This window comes from Anaerotignum lactatifermentans, assembly GCF_014982935.1.
GTDB classification, from domain to species: domain Bacteria; phylum Bacillota; class Clostridia; order Lachnospirales; family Anaerotignaceae; genus Anaerotignum; species Anaerotignum lactatifermentans.
This window is the reverse complement of sequence record NZ_JADCKK010000032.1, coordinates 1-17,687: the sequence shown is the minus strand read 5'-3', so window position 1 is coordinate 17,687 and position 17,687 is coordinate 1. Positions and strand designations below refer to the sequence as shown.

The 17,687-nt window shown below is 41.1% G+C and carries 21 protein-coding genes; 12 read left to right on the top strand and 9 right to left on the bottom strand.

The window, feature by feature from the left end; genetic code table 11:
* Positions 1 to 42 precede the first annotated feature (42 nt).
* The 5 genes from INF29_RS09075 to INF29_RS09055 all read left to right on the top strand — a co-directional run bounded on the left by INF29_RS09075 (position 43) and on the right by INF29_RS09055 (position 2,639).
* Entirely contained in the window at positions 43 to 588 is a 546-nt protein-coding gene (locus INF29_RS09075; RefSeq protein WP_072852146.1) for an NADH peroxidase, read from the top strand.
* Between the two features lie 174 nt (positions 589 to 762).
* Positions 763 to 1,074: an ArsR/SmtB family transcription factor gene (locus tag INF29_RS09070; RefSeq protein WP_330608315.1), complete on the top strand. Its 312-nt coding sequence runs from the start codon at positions 763 to 765 to the stop codon at positions 1,072 to 1,074.
* Positions 1,075 to 1,180: 106 nt separating this feature from the next.
* Positions 1,181 to 2,140 (top strand): permease, encoded by a 960-nt coding sequence (locus INF29_RS09065; RefSeq protein WP_193486126.1) that lies wholly within the window; start codon positions 1,181 to 1,183, stop codon positions 2,138 to 2,140.
* A 20-nt stretch (positions 2,141 to 2,160) separates the two neighbouring features.
* Positions 2,161 to 2,448 carry a thioredoxin family protein gene (locus tag INF29_RS09060; RefSeq protein ID WP_072852150.1) on the top strand — a complete coding sequence of 96 codons (288 nt, stop codon included), beginning with the start codon at positions 2,161 to 2,163 and terminating at the stop codon, positions 2,446 to 2,448.
* Positions 2,445 to 2,639 (top strand): hypothetical protein, encoded by a 195-nt coding sequence (locus tag INF29_RS09055; RefSeq protein ID WP_191344341.1) that lies wholly within the window; start codon positions 2,445 to 2,447, stop codon positions 2,637 to 2,639. Before INF29_RS09060 ends, INF29_RS09055 begins: the two co-directional genes overlap by 4 nt.
* Positions 2,640 to 2,755: 116 nt before the next feature.
* On the opposite strand, the gene gap is transcribed toward INF29_RS09055, so the two are convergent.
* Positions 2,756 to 3,763, bottom strand: coding sequence for a type I glyceraldehyde-3-phosphate dehydrogenase (gene gap, locus INF29_RS09050; RefSeq protein ID WP_072852154.1), 1,008 nt, complete (start codon positions 3,761 to 3,763; stop codon positions 2,756 to 2,758).
* Positions 3,764 to 4,212: 449 nt separating this feature from the next.
* On the opposite strand from gap, the gene INF29_RS09045 reads away from it, so the two are divergent.
* Positions 4,213 to 4,584, top strand: coding sequence for a zinc ribbon domain-containing protein (locus tag INF29_RS09045; protein WP_193486112.1), 372 nt, complete (start codon positions 4,213 to 4,215; stop codon positions 4,582 to 4,584).
* A 45-nt stretch (positions 4,585 to 4,629) separates the two neighbouring features.
* Here INF29_RS09045 and INF29_RS09040 read toward each other — a convergent pair whose 3' ends face one another.
* Genes INF29_RS09040 through INF29_RS09030 form a run of 3 tightly spaced genes read right to left on the bottom strand, consistent with a single transcriptional unit; the run spans position 4,630 to position 6,138 of the window.
* Positions 4,630 to 5,355, bottom strand: coding sequence for a SigB/SigF/SigG family RNA polymerase sigma factor (locus INF29_RS09040; protein WP_193486109.1), 726 nt, complete (start codon positions 5,353 to 5,355; stop codon positions 4,630 to 4,632).
* Positions 5,356 to 5,365: 10 nt separating this feature from the next.
* Entirely contained in the window at positions 5,366 to 5,788 is a 423-nt protein-coding gene (gene spoIIAB, locus INF29_RS09035) for an anti-sigma F factor (RefSeq protein ID WP_072852162.1), read from the bottom strand.
* Complete coding sequence (locus tag INF29_RS09030) at positions 5,785 to 6,138, bottom strand: STAS domain-containing protein (RefSeq protein WP_193486106.1); 354 nt, start codon at positions 6,136 to 6,138, stop codon at positions 5,785 to 5,787. Before INF29_RS09030 ends, spoIIAB begins: the two co-directional genes overlap by 4 nt.
* Before the next feature lie 186 nt (positions 6,139 to 6,324).
* Between INF29_RS09030 and sigK the strand changes: the two genes are divergently transcribed.
* Complete coding sequence (gene sigK, locus INF29_RS09025) at positions 6,325 to 7,017, top strand: RNA polymerase sporulation sigma factor SigK (protein WP_242949249.1); 693 nt, start codon at positions 6,325 to 6,327, stop codon at positions 7,015 to 7,017.
* A 60-nt stretch (positions 7,018 to 7,077) separates the two neighbouring features.
* Here the strand turns inward: sigK and INF29_RS09020 are convergent, their stop codons facing one another.
* The 4 genes from INF29_RS09020 to mltG form a co-directional block, all read right to left on the bottom strand.
* Positions 7,078 to 7,500 (bottom strand): MarR family winged helix-turn-helix transcriptional regulator, encoded by a 423-nt coding sequence (locus tag INF29_RS09020; RefSeq protein WP_087989561.1) that lies wholly within the window; start codon positions 7,498 to 7,500, stop codon positions 7,078 to 7,080.
* Between the two features lie 75 nt (positions 7,501 to 7,575).
* Entirely contained in the window at positions 7,576 to 8,826 is a 1,251-nt protein-coding gene (locus INF29_RS09015; RefSeq protein WP_193486103.1) for a peptidase U32 family protein, read from the bottom strand.
* Entirely contained in the window at positions 8,813 to 9,505 is a 693-nt protein-coding gene (locus INF29_RS09010; protein WP_087989563.1) for an O-methyltransferase, read from the bottom strand. The genes INF29_RS09015 and INF29_RS09010 overlap by 14 nt, the downstream gene beginning before the upstream one ends.
* A 20-nt stretch (positions 9,506 to 9,525) precedes the next feature.
* On the bottom strand, positions 9,526 to 11,088 hold the full coding sequence (gene mltG / locus INF29_RS09005; RefSeq protein WP_193486100.1) for an endolytic transglycosylase MltG: 1,563 nt from the start codon (positions 11,086 to 11,088) through the stop codon (positions 9,526 to 9,528).
* 189 nt (positions 11,089 to 11,277) lie between these two features.
* Here mltG and INF29_RS09000 point away from each other — a divergent pair, with 189 nt between their 5' ends.
* Genes INF29_RS09000 through INF29_RS08990 form a run of 3 tightly spaced genes read left to right on the top strand, consistent with a single transcriptional unit; the run spans position 11,278 to position 14,181 of the window.
* A complete protein-coding gene (locus INF29_RS09000) occupies positions 11,278 to 12,570 on the top strand; it encodes a bifunctional folylpolyglutamate synthase/dihydrofolate synthase (protein WP_193486097.1) in 1,293 nt (430 codons plus the stop codon).
* 16 nt (positions 12,571 to 12,586) lie between these two features.
* Positions 12,587 to 12,757 (top strand): hypothetical protein, encoded by a 171-nt coding sequence (locus INF29_RS08995; RefSeq protein WP_159432891.1) that lies wholly within the window; start codon positions 12,587 to 12,589, stop codon positions 12,755 to 12,757.
* A 14-nt stretch (positions 12,758 to 12,771) separates the two neighbouring features.
* Positions 12,772 to 14,181, top strand: coding sequence for a tetratricopeptide repeat protein (locus INF29_RS08990; protein WP_193486095.1), 1,410 nt, complete (start codon positions 12,772 to 12,774; stop codon positions 14,179 to 14,181).
* Between the two features lie 81 nt (positions 14,182 to 14,262).
* Here the strand turns inward: INF29_RS08990 and INF29_RS08985 are convergent, their stop codons facing one another.
* Positions 14,263 to 15,462, bottom strand: coding sequence for a cation:proton antiporter (locus INF29_RS08985; RefSeq protein ID WP_087989567.1), 1,200 nt, complete (start codon positions 15,460 to 15,462; stop codon positions 14,263 to 14,265).
* Positions 15,463 to 15,691: 229 nt separating this feature from the next.
* Here INF29_RS08985 and INF29_RS08980 point away from each other — a divergent pair, with 229 nt between their 5' ends.
* Positions 15,692 to 16,141: a MarR family winged helix-turn-helix transcriptional regulator gene (locus tag INF29_RS08980; protein WP_193486093.1), complete on the top strand. Its 450-nt coding sequence runs from the start codon at positions 15,692 to 15,694 to the stop codon at positions 16,139 to 16,141.
* Positions 16,138 to 17,496, top strand: coding sequence for an MATE family efflux transporter (locus tag INF29_RS08975; RefSeq protein WP_072852181.1), 1,359 nt, complete (start codon positions 16,138 to 16,140; stop codon positions 17,494 to 17,496). The genes INF29_RS08980 and INF29_RS08975 overlap by 4 nt, the downstream gene beginning before the upstream one ends.
* Positions 17,497 to 17,687 lie beyond the last annotated feature (191 nt).

The following is a 17,687-nucleotide window of genomic DNA, read 5'->3' as shown; positions in this document are numbered from 1 at the left end:
TTCGATTTTACATATATTTTAAATTCAAGGAGGAAAATGATTATGAAAAAATTTGTTTGTTCCGTATGTGGTTATGTTCATGTTGGTGACTCTGCTCCTGCAGAATGTCCTGTTTGCCATGTTGGCGCTGATAAGTTCGTTGAACAGAAGGAAGGCGAAATGGAATGGGCTGCTGAACACGTTGTAGGTGTTGCACAGGGTTCCAGCGAAGACATCATGGCTGACCTGAGAGCTAACTTCGAAGGCGAATGCACAGAAGTTGGTATGTACCTGGCTATGGCAAGAGTTGCTCATAGAGAAGGCTACCCTGAAGTAGGTCTGTACTATGAAAAAGCTGCTTGGGAAGAAGCTGAACATGCTGCTAAATTTGCAGAACTGCTGGGCGAAGTTGTAACAGACTCCACAAAGAAAAACCTGGAACTGCGTATCGATGCTGAAAACGGTGCTTGCGCTGGTAAATTCGATCTGGCTAAACGTGCAAAACTGGCTAACCTGGATGCAATCCATGACACAGTACACGAAATGGGTCGTGACGAAGCTAGACACGGTAAAGCATTCCTGGGTCTGTACAACAGATACTTCAAATAAGAATCAGTAAGAATCAGGAACATATACAAGGATGGGATGAAATATTCCCATCCTTTTTTATTTCACTCCCCCACTTTCTTTGAAAGATTTTTATGAAGATATGTATTTATATATTGACAATTATCGATGTGTTTTATATACTTATATAGACAAATATAAATATGAGGTGAGAACATGATGGAACAACCGAATCAACTGGCAAAGATTTTTAAAGCCCTTGGAGATGAAAACAGATTGCGGATTTTAGGAATGCTTCAGGGTCAGGAAAGATGTGCTTGTATGCTGTTAGATGAAATGCATATTACGCAGCCCACCCTCTCCCATCATATGAAAATTCTGTGTGATGCAGATTTGGTGGTAGGAAGAAAAGAAGGCAAATGGATGCACTATCGCTTGAACGCAGTGCAATTTGAAAAAATAGCAGCATTTTTACAGACAACTGCTGAAATGAAGAAAGATGACGTAATTTTTACAAGTGAAGAATAAAAAATTATATTTCTTTATTCAATAAATAGATAATTTTAAATATATAAATGTATTGGGGGTTATTCATTTGGAAGTATGGAATTTCATTCAAAATCAAATTCTTGGCATGAAATGGCTAAATGTTATCATTGGCAATTTACTCTCTAGATTGGAATTGGACTTGGAAAGCAGACTTGGAGGAAGTTTGCAATTCTTCTTTTATGATGTGATCAAAATCTTCATTTTGCTTTCTGTATTGATTTTTGGTATTTCTTATATTCAAAGTTATTTTCCGCCGGAAAGAACAAAACAAATCTTGTCAAAGCTTCGTGGAATATCAGCCAATATTTTTGCTGCACTGCTGGGAACCGTAACACCTTTTTGTTCCTGTTCATCCATTCCCCTTTTCATTGGATTCACTAGTGCAGGCTTGCCGGTTGGGATTACGTTTTCTTTTTTGATTTCCTCTCCACTGGTAGATCTTGGTTCTTTGATTTTGATTACCAGTATTTTCGGACTTCAAATTGCCGTGGCTTATGTCATTGTTGGATTGGTACTTGCAGTGCTGGGTGGTCTTCTGATTGAAAAAATGGGTATGGAGGCTTATGTGGAAGATTTTATCCGCTCTGCCCCTGCAATTGATTTAGAAGCCGAATCTTTGACACGAAGAGATCGAATTATATATGCCAAAGAGCAGTTGGCATCGACTATAAAGAAGGTAGCACCGTATATTTTTGTTGGTGTAGGTATTGGGGCAGCCATTCACAATTTTATTCCAACAAGATATGTGGAAGCACTTCTGGGAGGCAGTCATTGGTATTCCGTTCCCCTTGCCACTCTGGTTGGTGTTCCCATGTATGCTGATATTTTTGGCGCAATACCCGTAGCAGAAAGTCTGTTTGCTAAGGGCGCTGGACTAGGTACTGTCTTATCCTTTATGATGGCTGTAACAGCTCTTTCCCTGCCTTCTTTGATTATGCTGAGAAAGGCAGTGAAACCTAAGCTGCTGTTTACATTTACCGTTATCGTTACAATTGGTATTATTTTTATTGGTTATTTATTTAATGCTTGCGCATTTATGTTTTAAATTAGAAAGGAGTTTTCAAAATGGGTTTATTTGGTAAGAAAAAAACGGAAAAAGTAGAGGTATCTTCCTTGGTAAAAATCTTAGGAAGCGGCTGCGCAAAATGCAACACCTTGGAAGATAACACAGTAGAAGCCTTGAAGATGCTTGGCAAAGAAATGCCTGTAGAGCATGTTACAGATTTCAGCAAAATTGCCGCATATGGCGTTATGACAACCCCTGCATTGGTGTATGACCAAAAGGTATTGATTGCTGGCAGAGTGGCAAAAGCCGAAGAAATTGCGGAATTGTTAAAGGAGGTAATGGCATGAGTTGTCCTAATGTTACAGAATGCGCTTGTCCTAAAACAACTTGCCCCAATCATGGAAAATGCTGCGACTGCGTGAAAAAACACAGAGATACAGATAGCCTTCCCTTCTGTCTTTTCCCAGATAATGGCGGGGACAAGAGCAATTACAACCACTATGTTGTATTGAAAAAACGCTTCGAAAAAGAAGCATAATATAGAACCACTGTCAGAAAGCTGGCAGTGGTTTTTATTTTGCAATGATGCCACAAAAAAGAGCCAAAGGATAAATCCTTTGGCTCTCAAAATATCTCTGTGAATCAGATAAGAAATTATTCGTTATCTACTTTGTACATGTGTTTGATCAGGTCCAGAGCTTTGTTGCTGTAACCCCATTCGTTGTCATACCATGCAACCAGTTTTACGAAATTGTCGTTCAGAGCGATACCAGCTTTTGCGTCGAAGATGGAAGTATGTGCATCAGACAGGAAGTCGGAGGATACAACATCTTCATCTGTGTATTCCATGATGCCTTTCATTTCGTTTTCGCAAGCATGTTTGATAGCTGCTTTGATTTCTTCGTATGTTGCGGGTTTTTCCAGACGGCATGTCAGGTCAACAACAGATACGTCGATTGTAGGTACACGGAAGGACATACCTGTCAGTTTGCCGTTCAGGTGAGGGATAACTTTACCTACAGCTTTTGCAGCACCTGTGCTGGAAGGGATGATGTTTGCAGAAGCAGCACGACCGCCTCTCCAGTCTTTCTTGGAAGGACCGTCAACTGTTTTCTGTGTAGCTGTTGTGGAATGAACTGTTGTCATCAGACCTTCTACTACACCGAAGTTATCGTCGATAACTTTTGTCAGAGGTGCCAGACAGTTTGTTGTGCAGGATGCGTTGGAAACGATTGTCATATCTTTTGTATATGTTTCGTTGTTTACACCCATAACGAACATAGGAGCGTCTGCGGAAGGAGCGGAAATGATAACTTTTTTCGCGCCGCCGTTGAAGTGAGCAGATGCTTTATCCATTGTTGTGAACAGACCTGTGGATTCCAGTACGTATTCAGCACCAGCTTCTTTCCAAGGGATGTCTTTGGGATCCATGCAGTTGAAAACTGTTACTTCATGACCTTCAACAACCAGTTTGCCGTCTTTTGCTTCCATTTTGCCGTTGAAACGACCGTGTGCGGAATCGTATTTCAGCATGTACATCATGTAATCCAGATCGATGAAAGGATCGTTTACTGCAACAACCTCTACATCGCCTCTTTCGATCGCAGCACGAAATACCAGACGACCAATACGACCAAATCCGTTAATACCAACTTTTACCATATTCAATTCCTCCTCTTTTTTCTTTTCAATGATGCGGCTGCGAATTTATCTCGGCAGTGCAACCGCCCACTCCCATAGTATACCACAAAATTTCGTTTCTACAAAGAAAATCTTTGCATTTTTTTGGAATTTTTTGCGTATTTTTTCTTGAATCTGCCTGTTTTCTCAGATTTTGCCCCAATATTGTATGCATTATACTTTTTGTTCTGAGAAAAACAGTTTTTTTAGTATTCTTCGTTGGTGAACATATCAATGATAGACAAGGTTAACATGCCTGCTGCCACTGCCAAAGATACTGCGCTTAATACCAATTTTGCTACTTTCATATCCAATCCTTCCTTTCTGAAAAATCCGTTGCAATTTATTTGGAAATATTTTATCATGGATATCAACCGAAGTAAAATAGAATCCGAAAAAATAATGATTTTCTTACAAAATGAGGTGTTTTTATGATTTTTATTGGCGGCATCAATACGGCACAGAAAGCCCTTGACTTTATACAAACCATTATCTGCAAAAAATGCGGTCGTTATGGCAGTATTTCCGTATTTATGACCTATACTTGCTTTACGTTCTTTTTCATTCCGATTTTCAAGTGGAATCGGCAGTATTTTGCTGTGTCCAGCTGCTGCAATACGGTATTTTCCATTCCGAAGGAAAAAGGCGAAGCCATTGCCAGAGGCGAATCTGTGACATTGGAAGACGATGATTTAACCATTGTTGGATCTGATCCTTATCAGGATCGTCATTGTCCCGAATGCGGTTACTTACTGTCTGATGATTTTTCATTTTGCCCGAAATGTGGTCGCAAAATAGATTGATAAGAGAAAAGGATTTCCTCCAGTTTGGGGTGAAATCCTTTTTTATTATCCTCTTTGATTCCCATATTTTTCCCGCATTTGCGATAACACACGTTTTTCAATTCTGGAAACCTGTACTTGTGATATGCCAAGACGTGCAGCTATTTGGCTTTGAGTTAGATCTCCAAAATAACGCAGCATTAAAATCTGCCGTTCTCTCTGTGGTAGTGTGTTTAAGGCTTCTTCCAGAAACAGCCGGTCTACGATTTGCTCTTCTTCCCCTTTCCCAAGTCTGTCTTCCAACTCCGTCTTTTTGCCGTTTTCTCCTTCAAACAAAGATGTGGATAGGCTTTCCACATCTTTTGTTGCTTCTAATGCAGGCAAAAGTTCTTCTAATGCGATTCCAAGACCATCTGCCAATTCCTGCAGTGTAATATCGCGACCCAGGTCTTTTGTCATTTTTTCCCGCATTTGTGCAGCTTGTGCTGCCAGAGTTTTGAGTGTACGGCTGACTTTCAGCATGCCGTCATCCCTGCAAAAACGGCGTATTTCTCCCATAATCATAGGAACAGCATAGGTGGAGAATTTTACATCATAGGTAAAATCAAAATTATCGATACATTTAAGTAGACCAATGGCACCAATTTGGTACAAATCCTCTGGGTCATATCCCCGTCCATAAAAGCGTTTTACAATATTCCAAATCAATCCTGTATTTTCCTGAAGTAAAATTTCTTTTGCTTCCTGATTTCCTTCCTGTGCCTGACGAATGAATTCCCGTGTTCGATCCAAGGCTGTCACCTCATTCCGTTTTGAGGTCTTTTTCCATATATACTCTGGTACCGAAATGTGGAATACTTTCTACACGCATTTTATCCATAAAGGTTTCCATGATGGTGAACCCCATACCGGAACGCTCCAGTTCAGGCTTTGATGTATACAGAGGTTCCATTGCCTGTGCAATGTTTGGAATACCAATGCCTCTGTCAGCCACTTCTATCTGTAGTCTGTTTTCATCGTATGCACAAAACAGCTCAACGGTTCCGCCCTTTCCTTCATAACCATGAATGATGGCATTGGTAACTGCTTCTGACACCGCTGTTTTTACATCTGTGATTTCTGCCAATGTGGGATTGAGCTGGGCAAAAAATCCTGCTGCCACCAGTCTGGCAAAGGCTTCATTTTCTGAAACAGCGTCGAAAAAAATCCGCATTTGATTTTTCATTTCTGATTTCCCCCTTTCAAATCCGCAAGAGCGGCTTCTTCTGTTTCAAAAAACGGAAAGAGTTTATCAAGGGCAGATAGACGAAAAATCTCTCTGACGCGATCACTGGGGCAAGCAACGGCAATTCTGCCGCCCAAACGCTGTACCAGTTTATACCGTCCAATGAGCACGCCAATGCCGGAACTGTCCATAAATGATACTTGTGCAAAACTGAACAGAATGCTTCGGCTATTGGTGCTTTCCAATGCCTGATCTACCTGCTGACGCAGCATTTCACAGGTATGATGATCTATGTCACCGCAAATTTTTACCATCAAAATATGATCGAATGTTTTCCATGTTATCTCCATAATTTTCCTCCTCTCGACTTCCACTATACCTGATTTTGTCTTGATTTTTTGATGTTTCGTCCTGCAAATTCTGCCATGTCCTCTCTTGTCCCTGCAAAAAAGGACAGATTCAAACATTCTCTGACAGGCACAGACAAAAGGGCATCTGCATAGAATAAATCAATCGCAAAAACGGGGGTGGCGATTTTGCTGCTGGCATTTTTTTGTCTGATGGGAGCATGTGCATGTAGTGGAAGCGGATCTTTTCCAAAACCGCTTTCTTCTCAGGAGGAACAGAAAACGCTGGAGATTTACTTTCAAGGTACGGAAAAAGAAAAAGCAGAGGCAAAAGAAAGGCTAATTTTACACAATCTGCGCTTAGTAGCACACATTGCTAAAAAATATACCACTTCTCCAAAAGATACAGAGGAAATGATTTCTATCGGAACCGTTGGGCTGATCAAAGCCATTCAGACTTTTAAACCAGAGAAGAAAAGCAAGTTGGCGTCTTACGCATCCAGGTGCATTGAAAATGAAATTCTGATGCATTTACGCGCTGTCAAGAAAACCCAGAACGAAATTTCTCTTTATGAACCTGTAGGGACTGATCGCGATGGAAATGAAATTGTTATGCTGGATATCATCAATACAGATGCACCCGATTTTGCAGCTGAATTGGATTTTGCCATAGAATCTCAAAAATTGATGGTCGCCATCGAGAAAGTTCTGACACCGCGGGAACGATTTGTTGTATGCCTGAGATATGGATTAGGCAAATATGATGCACTGACCCAGCAGGAAATAGCCAGAAAACTTGGTATCTCCCGTTCGTATGTTTCCAGAATTGAAAAAAAGGCACTGCAGAAACTCTGCCGTGCCTTAGAGCATAAACAGGGCTAATGCCCTGATACATAAAGAAAAAGCAGGCGATAAACACCTGCTTCTATAAATCGTATGAAATTAGAAATGCTTCCCTTCTGCGATGATACGCAGCTGATTTTTCAGCAATGCCACTTCTTCTTCCGTAAAACACTTCAACACTTCTTCATTGACTTCATCTATGATTTTGGATATGGGTTCCTGCAATGCTTTTCCTTTCTCTGTAGGTACTACACGCACTTCCCGTCTGTCATCCCGATTGATTACACGGTCAATAAGTCCTTTTTTCTGCATTCTATCCAGTACACCAGAAATGGTTGATGTTTCCAGACAAAGAATTTCAGAAATCTGCTTTGGTGTTGCGAATTCGCGCTGCCAAAGACAACTCAGCACCCCATACTGAGAAGGTGTTACATCATATTCCGATAACTTTCCGTTCAGATACTGAAACACAGAATGCTGTGCAGTTGTGAGCAAGTAGTTAATACATTGTGTTAATTCCATAAGCCCTATCCTTTTCCTTTACTAAATTGTTACACTTATTAGCATAAATGGAAATCCATTGAAAATCAAGTTTTTTTATTTCGTATCCGAAAGAAATTTACGCATCATGTCAAAAGGCTGTACTGGCTGGGAGAATTTCACTCGCAGTTTTTCCTGAGGATGCGGTGCAGATTCAACAGATTCACCGGCTTCATTATAAATTTCTGTTACGGTCATAGAGAATGAAGGACCTTTTGCAGGCATCACTTCAATTTCTTCGCCTACAGAGAATTTATTACGCTGTTCAATCCATGCATAGCCTTCTGCATCACTTGCTTCCTGTACCACGCCAATGAAGTCATAAGGGCGGATATAGGAATTGTTGGTATAAACCTGCTGGTTGCCGTCGGGTCTGCCATAGTAGAATGCAGTTGTGTAATCGCGATGGCTTGCTTTGGATACTTCATCCAGATAGTATTCGCGTTTCTGTTCATATTTTGCTGGATCTTCAAAGTAATCATCAATTGCCTGACGATATGCTTTAATAACCGTACCAACATAGAAAGGTGTTTTCATTCTGCCTTCGATTTTCAGGCTGACAACGCCTGCATCAATCAGATCAGGAATATGGTCGATCATGCAAAGGTCTTTAGAGTTATAGATATATGTGCCTCTTTCGTTTTCTTCAATGGGCATGTATTCGCCAGGACGTGTTTCTTCTACCAGGTGGTATTTCCAGCGGCAGGGATGTGCACAAGCACCTTTATTGGCGTCACGACCGCTGAGGTAATTGCTTAGCAGGCATCTGCCGGAATAGGAAATGCACATCGCGCCATGCACAAAGGCTTCGATTTCCATATCCGCAGGAATTTTTTCACGGATTTCACGAATTTCACGGAGAGAAAGTTCTCTGGCAACAACCACGCGTCTTGCGCCCAGCTGATACCACATACGAGCACTCTGGAAGTTTGTGTTGTTTGCCTGTGTAGAAACATGGATTTCCAGATCAGGTGCCGCTTCTCTTGCTACAGCAAATACTCCCAAATCAGAAATCAGTACAGCGTCAGCACCCAGTTCGTAGATTTCCTTGAAATAGTCAGCCATGCCTTCAAAATCCGCATTGTGAGCAAAGATATTAGCTGTGACATATACTTTCGCGCCATGTTCATGGGCAAAGCGGATACCTTCCGCCATAGCTTCTTTATCGAAATTTTTTGCTTTTGCACGCAGACTATATGCTTCGCCGCCGATGTAAACAGCATCAGCGCCATACAGTACCGCGATTTTTAATTTTTCCAGATCGCCGGCAGGTGCCAGCAATTCCGGCTTGATTTTATTCTGCATCATTTTGTTCTCCTTCTAGTGTTACAGGAATTTCTTTCTTTTTATAGCAAAGTGCCATGCCGTCCCCGATGGGAATGATGGAAGTTTCCAATGCGTCATTATGTGTAATATCCCACAGGAAGTTCCGCAGGCGTTTGTGGATGGTTCTCTGTCGTCTTGGTACGCTGAAACGGGTCTGCGCAATGGTGCCGCCCTGCAGAACGTCATCTACGATAAGCAGACCGCCTACAGGAAGCAGACGCAGGCAGTGCGGCAGGAAATTGCCATACTGCCCTTTTGCCGCATCCAGGAAAATCACATCATAAGGACCTTCCAGCGTGGGCAGGATATTTGCCGCATCGCCTTCCAGGATTTTGATTTTGTCTTCCAGTCCCATTCGTTTGATGTTTACTCTCGCGTCTTTCAGCATCACTTCAAACCGGTCAATGGTTGTTACGGTACCGTCTTCTGGCAGGTAGCGGCACATAAGTCCTGCAGAAAATCCCACAGCAGTACCGATTTCCAAAATATGTTTTGGCTTCTGCATAGTCAAAAGCACACTCAAAAGTCTTGCTGTTTCCAGCGGGATGATGGGCACTTCTGCCGCAATGGCTTCCCGCTGGATTTCCCCCAGAACACCATCATACATGGGCTGTACCGTACGCAGATAGGCGTTCATGGTATCGTCTGTTACATAATTCATTCTTTGTTCGCTCCTCAAAATTACTGTGTCAGGCTTGCCTGATATTTCTCTTTGGCAGCCAGGAATTCTTCATTGGTCTTGCAGAATACATGGTTGCTCTTGCCAGCTGCCTCTACCACATAATACAAATAGTCGTTATCTTCTGGATACAAAGCTGCTTTAAAGGATGCTTCCCCAGGGTTGGAGATAGGACCCAAAGGCAGACCTTTGTTCAGTCGGGTATTATAAGGAGAATCTGTCTGCAAATCTTCCTGTGTCAACTCACCGCCTGTTTTACCAACGGCATACAGAACAGTCGCGTCAATACCCAAAGACATATCCTGTTCCAAACGATTATAGATAACGCCTGCAGCTCTTGCGCGTTCTTCATCCAGTGTGATTTCTTTTTCAATCATAGATGCAATGGTAACAATTTCATCTAATGTATGACCGCTTGCTGCAACAGCATCCTGATATTCCTGTGTATACATCTGTTCAAAGCGATCCAACATCATGGAAATGATTTCATGAGCAGTCATATTTTCTGTCAGGAAATAAGTATCCGGGAAGAGATAGCCTTCCAGACGATATTCTCTATCTGGCAGATCTTTCAGGAAACTGTGAGGAAATGTACCTGTATTGGCTTCGTTGATAAATTCTTCTGCCGTGCAGATGCCTGTTTCAGCCACACGATCCGCAATCTGTTTTACAGTGTATCCTTCTGGAATAGTCAGTTTATTCTTCGTGCTGACTTCCCCGGACTGCAGAAGTGCCATGATCTGTGTTGGTGTCATACCTGTATCCACATCATAAGTACCCATCTGATAAGTACCGTCATAGCCATTGATTTTACTGCTTAAGCGGAAAGTAAAGGTATTGGAGATCAATCCCTGTTCTTTCAGAATATTCGCAATATCCGATGTGGTAGAACCAGAAGGAATGGTAACAGAAACGGTTTCACCAGTGAGGTTTTCTGTGCTGCCATCCATCATCATGATGCTTTTCATGAACTGGAAAGAAGAGAAGCCAATAATGAAGGCAACCACAAGAACAATAAAGCCTTTGAAGCCTTTTGTCATTTTCCGCTTATGTTTTTTCTGTTTGGAACGATCTGACATGGTTCGGCTGCTGGGTTCACGATATACCGTTTCTCTATGCGCATTTTCTCTGCGTGTAGTATCCCGTCGTGTTGTTTCTTTACGGGCAGTTTCTCTGCGTTCCCTTGCAGGTTCACTTTTCCGGTACATGGCAGTTTCCTGCAGTTCCCTTTCGATTCGGCTGTTCCATTCATCTTCTCTGGAAGCTCTGCGTGGAACATATGTGTTTTCAAATTCCGCATCTCTTTTGGGTACTTTGGTAATGCCTGTTTCCGCTGTGATCAGAGGCTCTGCCGGTTTTTCTTCTTTCACTTTTGCTTTTTCCCGTGGTACAGCAGTGCGGGAAGAATGCTGTCCATAATAGGTAGTATTGCTTCTGTCCCTGCGGGGAAAATAAGTGGTGGAAAATTCTTCTTCCATATCTCTTTGCATCGAACGTCGCTGTTCAGGTGTGCGGCTTTGCTGCTGGCTTGCCTGTTCATCGCTTCGATTGCTGTGTTCATCCATATCTAGCTTCCTCCTTTGATTTCTCAATCTTACTTATTATACCTTTTTCCTTCATTTCCGACAACCTTTTCTTTACTGTTGTATTATATTTAAAAAAATCCTAAAAAATCCTGTAGATTTTCAAAGAAACTTGCAGAAAATTCCATACCTGATATAATGAAATACAGACTGAAAGCAGAGGTGTGTAACATGAATTATATAGAATCAATCAAATACTTGGAAGAGGAAGTGGGATTTGCTTCTGTCCCTGGATTATCCCGTATTCAGGCTTTGTTGAAAAGGCTTGGCAATCCTGAAAAAAAACTGCGCTGCATTCATGTAGCTGGAACCAATGGCAAAGGTTCTGCTGTGGCAATGCTTTCTTCTGTGCTGCGTGAAAGCGGCTGTAAAACAGCTTCCTACACTTCACCACATCTGCATCGTTATAACGAACGGTTTGTTATCAATGGTCAGGAAATTTCTGATGAACAGTTTGCGGCAGAAATCACCCTGATGCGTCATCATTGCGAAGCAATGGCAGCGAACGGAGAAGATGTGCCCACACTTTTTGAAATTGTAACCGCAGCTGCTTTTCATTATTTTGCTGAAGAAAAAGTTGATATTGCGGTCATGGAAGTTGGACTGGGCGGTACATATGATGCAACCAATGTCATTGAAGCACCCCTTTTGAGTCTGATTATGTCCATCAGCATGGACCATATGGATTATCTCGGAAATACACTTTCTGATATTGCCCGTGAAAAATGCGGAATCATCAAGAAAAATTGTCCTGTGGTGTTGTATTCTCAGGAAAAAATAGTATATAATATGGCTAAGGAAATGGCACAAGCCCTTTCCGCACCTTTTTACTGTGAAACTGAAAATCAGATTTCCGTTCATAAACAGGATTTTGACGGAACAATTTTTTCCGTGAAAAATCATCTTATTGATTATCAAGAATTGACACTGCCCCTTCCGGGCGATTACCAGATTGCCAATTGTATAACCGTATTGAATGCCTGTGCGATTTTGCAGCAACTTGGGCTGCCTCTGACAGAAGAAACCATTCGCAGAGGAATTTTGCATGCTTTCTGGCATGGACGCATGGAAGTTTTAAAACAGCATCCACTTGTGCTTTTGGATGGCGCCCATAATGCAGATGGTATTGCAAAACTGGCACAATCCCTCCCGCATTATGTGAATGGGAGAAAAATCACACTGGTACTTGGTGTATTGGGTGATAAAGAATACCCTTTGATGTTGTCGGAAATTTTCCCGCTGATTCATCAAGCTGTTTTAACAGAGCCTTTGAGCGAAAGAAAACTAGATTTGGATTCTTTGGCGAAAGCAACAGCACATTTCCATAAACCGGTTATATTGGAAAAAGAAATCCCGCGTGCATTTAATCGTGCTTTGGAAATTACAGATGAAAACGATATGATACTGTGCTGCGGTTCTTTATACATGATTGGCGAAATTCGAGAATATATACTTTCATTGTGATTGGAGGAATATATAAATGTTGAACTTTAAAGAAGAATTGAAAAAATACCAGCCTTTGATGGAGCTGGATGATATACAAAGTGCCCTGCAGCCTTCTCAGATGCAGGATCTGCTGGATATTTTACAGCATATTGCGAAAGAAAACAAATCACAGGATACCTCTGCCAGCCAGGCTGAGGAAGCGTAAAGGAGTCGATGGATATGAAATGCCCTAACTGTGGCAATACTGTTCCAAATGGCTTTCTCTGCCCTTCCTGTGGTGTAGATACATATATCTTTAAAAAAGCACGTAATGCTTCCATTCGTTTATATAACGATGGTTTGGAAGCGGCTTTGGCGCAGGATCTTTCTGCGGCGGCTACCTTGTTGGAACAAAGTATTTTATTTGATAAGAACAACTATCAGGCGCGTAATCTCCTTGGGTTGGTTTATGCAGAAACCGGACGGATGGCAGATGCTTTGAAGCATTGGATTGTCAGCAATTCTTTGGTCAGCGAAAATAACCCTGCTGCCGGATATATTGAATATTTGCAGAGACATGCCAGAGAGATGGATCAATATAATGATGCTGTGCGTTTGTACAATCAGGCACTGCATTATCTCCATCAGGGAAGCGATGATCTAGCCATTATTCAGTTGAAAAAGAGTCTGGACCTAAGTCCTGGATTTATTGATGCCTATAACTTGATGACTTTATGTTGTCTGATGGAGCATAACGAAAAACGTGCGCAGCACTTTATAGATGCAGTATTGCGTAAAGATGTGAATAACCCCATTGCTCTTCGCTATAGTCAGGAACTTGGTAAGGAACGTAGAGGTTCTGTTGGCAAGCAGAAAAAACGTGCTGCTGGTGCAGAGGTTGCACAGGGAATTTCTGTGAAAAAAACAGACAGTGCTCCCCCTATGCCCCGTTATAAACGTTCTGAAAAGAAAAAGATCGGTGCATTAGAACACCGTGATTTGATTGCCTTTGGTGTTGGTATTGTGGCAACAGCACTTGTTTTGCTTGTACTGGTATTGCCAGCAATCAATGAAAATAAGGACAAAACCATCGAAACATTACAGGCGCACGTAGAAAGTTATCAGGGCGAAACCAATATGACACCTGAAGAAGTATTGGCAATGCGCGAAAAAGTAACCACACTGGAAGCAGAAAATAAACAGCTTCGCAGCGAGGAAACAAAACAGGCAAATCTGGAATTACTGGAAACAGCAGTTTCTCAGCTGAATGATAAGCAATTTGAAGAATGTGTTGCTACATTAGACAGCATTGAAACAGTTGGGTTTAGTGATGAAGATTTACAGAAATACGAATCTGTGAAAACAGAAGCTTATCCGCAGGCTGCGAATTCCTTATATACCAAAGGAAAGAGCGAATTTTTGAGCAATAATTTCACAGATGCAAAGCCTTATCTGGAAAAGTGCTTGAACTACACAACATCAGAAAACTTCATTGATGATGCCTATTACTATTTAGCCAAAATCGCAGAAGAAGAAAAGGATACTGCTAAAGCTAAAGAATATTATGAAAAGATCAAATCCACATATCCAGATTCTAATCAGATTGAAAATGTAAATTTGGCACTGGAAAATCTGAATAGCGCATCATAATTGGAATTTTTTTTAAACACATAAAAAGGTCGTTCTATCATATTTCTGATGGAACGACCTTTTGTTATGCTTCCAAATATTTTATGTTTCACATTGCACTGCTTGTTTTCGATCACTTGCCTGCATAACGAGTTTCAACAAAATTGGTGTGATTAGTGTTGTTACGATAACAACAAGGACAATGGCAGGGAAAAGCGAATCGGATATCAGTCCAGCCTGCTCCCCTTTCTGCGCAACAATCAATGCAACTTCCCCTCTGGAAATCATCCCTACTCCAATGGTTAAGGAATCCATATTTGAGAATCCGCATAACTTTGCACCAAATCCACAGCCAATAATTTTAGAAAGTATGGCAACCAGCAAAAGTGCAATGGTGAAGAGAATCAGTTCCGTCGACATGTCTGTTACAATTGTTTTGATCCCCATGCTTGCAAAGAAGATTGGCGTGAAAAACATGTAGGACGTAATATTGATTTTTGATGCAATATAGGATTTTGTTTCCGTAACGTTACACAGTATCAATCCTGCAAAATATGCTCCTGTGATGTCTGCAACACCAAAAAATACTTCTGAAATATATGCCATCAAAAGACAAAAAGAAACAGCATAAATGGCAACTCTTCTTTTGGTACCATAGACGATTTCCAGTTTTCGGAACAAGCGGAATACAAAAAATCCACAAACACCGATAAAAACAAAGAATAATACAATTTTTATCAATACGACCCAGATTTTAACGTCAGGCGCTGTAAAGCTGGTGATGACAGTCAAAGCGATAATCCCTAAGATGTCGTCTATGATGGCTGCACCAAGAATAGAAGCCCCTACTCTTCCGCGCAATTTTCCCATTTCCCGCAGCGTTTCAACTGTAATGCTTACAGATGTTGCTGTTAAAACAGTACCGATAAAAGCGCTTTCTAAGAATAAAACAGAATCGGGTCTTTCTCCATGGAAGAACAGATAGTACGTCAAAAATCCGCTTCCAAGAGGAATCAAAACACCAACGAAGGCAATGATAATGGAAGATTTACCAGTTGCTTTCAAGTCCTCCAAATCAGTGTCAAGCCCAGCCAGAAACATCAGAAAAATGACACCGATTTCTGCTGATTTCTCAAGGAAATCCGTTTCGTGTAAGATGTTCAAACAGCTTGGACCTAAAAGTACACCTACTAAAAGTGCACCGACAACTTGTGGCATATTTACTTTTTGCGAAAGTAAACTAAATATTTTGGTAGATAGCAGGATGACCGCAACAAACAGCAAAAAATCATAAGACTCCATTAAAATTCCCTCCTTTTGTCGTAAAATGGATTTTTCAATATCATGCACCAAAAATATTGATTTTTAAAGGGAAATTCAGTAATCTTAACTGTTTTTTTATGCTTTTCAGACAAATTTCTTTATTTCTGGATAAAACTATGATTTTTAAGTGGACGATCATTGACTATATATACAGCAAGCTGTACAATAATTGTGTTTATAGGAATATGATTCGGAAAGGAAGGATACGATGAATTATGAGGATGCACATCAATTAGGACGTTTGATTTTAAAATTGGCAAATACGCTTATCAAAAATAGAAATCGTCACTTGGAAGCCCTCGGTTTGACAACCAGTCAGGCTGATAGTCTTCAATATTTCTTGGCAAATCCAGAAAGCACTGTAACAGATTTGAAGGATTATTTAGAGATTACCCATCAAACTGCCCGTGGGCTGGTACAGAGAATTGAAGAAAAAGGTCTTGTTTCCTTAACGCCATCTGTAGTAGATGGACGTTGTCGTAGTGTTTCTCCCACTGAAAATGGAAAAGATTTAGGAGTAAAGATGGCACATAATCGAGAAATGACTGTATTAAGGCTATTGTCTGGTATGACAGAGGAAGAACAGGAAACATTCTACCGCCTGCTGAAAATGGCTTATGAGAATATTAAAAATGAAGAAAAGGAGATGCTGTCATGAATGCTGCAAATCGCACTGCTATTTTTGAAACGCTGCCCGTTCATCAGGCTGTGTGTAAACAGATTATTCCTGCCATTGTCAGCCAAATGATTGCACTTATTTACAATTTGGCAGATACTTATTTTGTCGGAATGCTTAATGATCCACATCAGACGGCTGCCATTACCATTGCCGCACCCTCTTTTGTCATGCTTACTGCAATTTCCAATTTGTTTGGTGTGGGCGGAGCCAGTGCCATTGCCAGAGCTTTGGGTAAAAAACAAACATTGCGTGCCAAGCAGATTGCATCCGTTTCCTTTTGGGGTGGATTGATTTGCGCCTGCCTGTTTTCACTGGTATTTTTTATTTTGTCTCGTCCGATTCTATTTCTTTGTGGCGCAACGGAAGAAACTTTTGAGCTTACTATGGGATATGCAAAATACGTGGTTATTTTAGGCGGTCCTTTTACGGTTTTGAATACCCTTCTTGCCAACCTGATCCGTTCAGAAGGCAGTGCCGGCTTGGCATCCTTTGGCGTTTCTTTGGGTGGGATTATCAATATCGTTTTAGACCCACTCTTTGTATTGCCACAGTTTATTGGATTAGGTGCTGTCGGTGCAGGTATGGCAACAGCTCTTTCCAATGTTTTGGCAACGGTATTTTTCCTGATTTCTTTGTATCGAATGAGAAAGAACTCTGTAATTCATATTGATCCGAAATACTTACGGTACGCGAAATTGCATTTGAAAAGCATATTGTCTGTAGGATTTCCATCCGCAGTACAATATGCCTTAACAGTGGTTGCCATTGCGGCGCAGGCAAAATTTGTATCGAAATATGCAACAGAAGCGGTTGCTGCATTGGGTATTGTTAAAAAGCTTGACCAATTGCCCCTTTATTTTTCCATTGGTGTATCTAGTGGGCTTCTACCTTTGCTGGCATATAATTATGCTTCTGGCAACCAAACCAGGAGGCGAAAATCCTTCCGCTTTGGCTGCATGATTTCTCTTTCTTTTTCCCTGCTTTGCTTGGTTTGCTATGAATTGTTTGCGCCACAGCTGTCTGCCTTATTCATCGAGGATGCAACAACTATTTCATACAGTGCTGGATTTTTGCGGAGAATGGTTACAGCAATGCCTATGATGTCATTGTGCTATCCAATGATTATCCAGTTCCAGGCCATGGGGAAAGTAAAAGAATCTCTCATCACTTCTGTGTTGCGGAAAGGTGTTTTGGATATTCCTCTGCTCTTTTTGATGGATCGTCTAATGCCTCTTTATGGATGTATGTGGGTACAGCCCATTGTAGATTCAATTTCCTTAATTGTTGCGGGAACACTATATTTCCGTTTGAAACACAACGAAAGTATGACATAATGAAAAAAGACCCGAGAACCCATAAGGGACATTTTCATAGAAAAAAAAAGCTGAAATCCTTATCATGATGAACTGAACCCAAAAAGTTAGACAATATTTTCAAATTAAAATTGTTTAAGAAGCCAGAAGGGCTTGTTGTCTGTAAATTGCAGGTGGCAAGCCCTTTAACTTTGCTTTGATTCGATGGTTAT